Origin of the sequence: Bradyrhizobium sp. 138, assembly GCF_023074075.1 — a bacterium.
Lineage (GTDB): Bacteria > Pseudomonadota > Alphaproteobacteria > Rhizobiales > Xanthobacteraceae > Bradyrhizobium.
Genome location: NZ_JADPKT010000068.1, coordinates 1 through 3,174, shown reverse-complemented (window position 1 = coordinate 3,174; position 3,174 = coordinate 1). Strand labels below are relative to the sequence as shown.

The following is a 3,174-nucleotide window of genomic DNA, read 5'->3' as shown; positions in this document are numbered from 1 at the left end:
GTAACCGGCACGAGGCCCCCACCTCGCGGTCGTGAGCTTGGTCTGCGATACAGCCTGGCATGAGCTGATCGTTGGGAGTGAATCGATGGCAGATGCCATGCTTGATGCCAGGCAGGAAGGTGGTTCGTATCGTCGTATCGAGTTGATCACCGGGGAGCGGCGCCGGCGGCGGTGGACGGCGGAAGAGAAGGCACGGATCGTAGCGGAGAGCTTCGAGGAAGGGGCCAATATTTCCGAGGTTGCTCGGCGCAATGGCGTTGTCCGTGGGCTACTCACGGTATGGCGACACAAGTTCACGACGGCAGCAGGCGTTCCAGGCTTTGTGCCAGTTCGAATCGCCTGCGAGGGCGGTCCTGCGACGACGGGCGAGCCGGGCCGCCTGGCGCCGGCGCATATGGTGCTGCCGCAGATGGCATCGCCCCCAGGCAAGCTTGGCGGGGTGGTCGAGATCGAGATGAGCGGGGCGCGCATTCGGGTTGAGCCGGGAGTGGAGCTGGCGACGCTTTCGACGGTGCTGTCGGCGCTTCGGGGCATCCGGTGATTGCGCTACGGTCTGACCTCAAGGTGGTGCTGGCGGCACAGCCGGTCGACTTTCGCAAATCGGTGCACACGTTGTCGGCGCTGGTGAGCGAAGCGCTGCGTGCGAACCCGTACTGCGGCGACGTCTTCGTGTTCCGCAGCAAGCGCGCGGACAGAGTGAAGCTTCTGGCATGGGATGGCAGCGGCATGGTGCTGGTGACGAAGTGGCTGCACCAGGGACGCTTCACTTGGCCACCGATCCGCGACGGAGTGGTGCATCTAAGTGCGACGCAGCTCGCGATGCTGCTCGACGGGCTTGAGTGGACGCGTGTTTCACCCAAGCCTGTGAAGCAGCCGGCCGTTGTCGGCTGAGAGGTGAGGATTTCGCTGGAGCCTGTAGTGCGTGCATGTATCTTTTGGTCATCATGGCGATTCGCCCCGACGCTCTCCCGACTGATCTGGCGGCTCTGACCGAGATGGTGCTCGCGCTCGACGCCGAGAACGAGAAGCTACGTGTGGCGATGCAGACGCTCAAGGAGATGATGTTCGGGAAGCGCTCGGAGCGGCTGGCGGCGCTCGTCGCCGAGCAGCTCGCGCTCGAGCTGGACGATCTGGAGACCGGCGTCACACCACCTGCGCCAGCCAACGATGATTTGCCGGCGACCAAGCCGGCCGGTAAGCCACGCAAGAAGGCGAGCCGCAACATCGGCGCGCTGCCCAAGCACTTGCCGCGCTGCGAGCAGGTGCTGGAGCCGGACGCGACGGCGTGCCCGTGTTGCGAGGGCCGTCTGCACAAGATCGGCGAGGATGTCAGCGAAGTGCTGGACGTGATCCCGGCGATCCTGCGGGTGCTGCGCACGATCCGTCCCAAATATGCCTGCCGCGGCTGCACCGATGGCGTGGTGCAGGCCAAGGTGCTGCCGCGGCTGATCGAGAGCGGCATGGCCTCGACGGCGCTAGTGACCCACGTGGTGGTGTCGAAGTTTGCCTGGTATCTGCCGCTGTATCGGCAGGTGCAGATTTTGGCCAGCCAGGGCATTCATCTCGACCGCGCGACACTGGCCGGCTGGGTGAAGCGTGCCGCATGGTGGCTCAAGAGCCTCTATGAACTCCAGCTGCGAATGATCCAAGCCTCGCCGCGGCTGTTCTGCGACGAGACGCCGATGCCGGTGCTCGACCCCGGGCGACGTCGCACCCGCATCTGCCAGTTCTGGGCGCATGCCGTGGATGACCGACCATGGGGCGGCCCCGCACCGCCGGCGGTCGCCTATGTGTTCGCCGACGGCCGCGGCACCGAGGAGATCGCCGGACAATTGACGGGCTTTTCCGGCATTCTGCAAGTCGACGGCTATGCCGCCTACAAGGCGCTTGCCCGTGAGCATGGCGGCGCGATCCAGCTCGCTTTTTGTCTCGCGCATGCCCGACGCAAATTCGTCGAGGTGTACAAGACGACCCAGTCACCGTTCGCTCGCGAAGTGATCGAACGCCTGCAGGCGGTCTATGTCATCGAGGCTGAGATCCGCGGCAGCAGCGCCGAACAGCGGCTTGCCGCCCGCCGCACCAGGACCGCACCACTGATGGCGGCGCTCAGGGCGCGGCTGACGGCAATGGTCGGCCAGCTCTTCTCCCAGTCGAAGTTGGCGGAGGCCATCAACTATGCGCTCAATCACTGGGATGGGCTGACGCTGTTCCTCAGCGACGGGCGGGTCGAGGTCGACTCCAATACGGTGGAGCGTTCGATGCGCCCGATCGCAATGGGCCGCCGGAACTCATTGTTCAGCGGCAGCGAGGGTGGCGCCGAGAGCTGGGCGATCCTGGCATCGCTCGTTAACACCGCAAAGCTCCACGATCTCGATCCGCAGGCCTACCTGGCCGACGTGCTCGAGCGCATCGTCTCCGGGCGAACCAAGAGCCATCAGCTGCACGAGCTGCTGGCCTGGAACTGGAAGACTGCCCACGCGCGCACCGCGCAGGTGGCCGCATGAGCCGGCGTCGCGATATGAGCCGGCGTCGCGATAAAGCATCGCCATCGATGGCGGCTGCCGCCATGTCGCTCGTGCAGCTTGAGCGATGGCTGCAGGACCGCGTCGAGCGGCGTCCCGTTGCCACCAGCCTGCCGGTGCTGGACGGCTACATTGCTGCGATCGTGGCCGGGCCGGTGTCGATCAGTCCGCTCGACTGGATCTGTCCGCTGCTCGCAATCGACGCCGACGCCTTCAACCACGGCGGCACGCCGGAGTTCGCCGCGATCTCCGCCTCCGCGCAGCACCACAACGCTATCAGCAAAACCCTCTCCACCAACCCGGATCGGTTCGAGCCGATCCATCATAGCAAGCCGAACGGCGACATCGATGCGCGTCCCTGGTGCCTGGGATTCCACGCCGCCATGCGACCTAGAATATCGGCTTGGGCGCCTCTGCTCGACACCCGCAACGTCAATCACGGACTGCTACTGCCCATCCTGATTCACTGTGAAGACGATCAGGGCTGTCCGCTGCTCGGACCGACAAACAAGGCCCGCCAGACCGAGCAATTCCTGCGCAACGCCCACAGCAATATCCCGGCGGCCGTCGAGGCCATGCGCCAGTATTGGATGCCGATCCGCTACGCCCGCGCTGGCTAACAACTGCCTACGTGGCTGCTCATGCCGGTTAC

At 65.2% G+C, this 3,174-nt stretch carries 4 protein-coding genes; all 4 read left to right on the top strand.

The window, feature by feature from the left end; genetic code table 11:
- Positions 1-97 precede the first annotated feature (97 nt).
- From IVA79_RS36825 to IVA79_RS22145, 4 genes are read left to right on the top strand one after another with little or no spacing between them, the layout of a single operon-like run.
- The gene (locus tag IVA79_RS36825) at positions 98-541 is read left to right on the top strand and encodes a transposase (RefSeq protein WP_256465643.1); all 444 of its coding nucleotides are present in this window, start codon (positions 98-100) and stop codon (positions 539-541) included.
- Entirely contained in the window at positions 538-891 is a 354-nt protein-coding gene (tnpB, locus tag IVA79_RS22155) for an IS66 family insertion sequence element accessory protein TnpB (protein WP_247388576.1), read from the top strand. The genes IVA79_RS36825 and tnpB overlap by 4 nt, the downstream gene beginning before the upstream one ends.
- Before the next feature lie 53 nt (positions 892-944).
- Positions 945-2,504, top strand: coding sequence for an IS66 family transposase (locus tag IVA79_RS22150; protein WP_247556627.1), 1,560 nt, complete (start codon positions 945-947; stop codon positions 2,502-2,504).
- A gap of 47 nt (positions 2,505-2,551) precedes the next feature.
- Entirely contained in the window at positions 2,552-3,142 is a 591-nt protein-coding gene (locus IVA79_RS22145; protein WP_247556625.1) for a UPF0149 family protein, read from the top strand.
- Positions 3,143-3,174 lie beyond the last annotated feature (32 nt).

What these genes read in the sequence shown, in the direction of transcription:
- IVA79_RS22145 (WP_247556625.1), top strand. Translation starts at nt 2,552, where the DNA reads ATGGCGGCTGCCGCCATGTCGCTCGTGCAGCTTGAGCGATGGCTGCAG.
- IVA79_RS36825 (WP_256465643.1), top strand. Translation starts at nt 98, where the DNA reads ATGCTTGATGCCAGGCAGGAAGGTGGTTCGTATCGTCGTATCGAGTTG.
- IVA79_RS22150 (WP_247556627.1), top strand. Translation starts at nt 945, where the DNA reads ATGGCGATTCGCCCCGACGCTCTCCCGACTGATCTGGCGGCTCTGACC.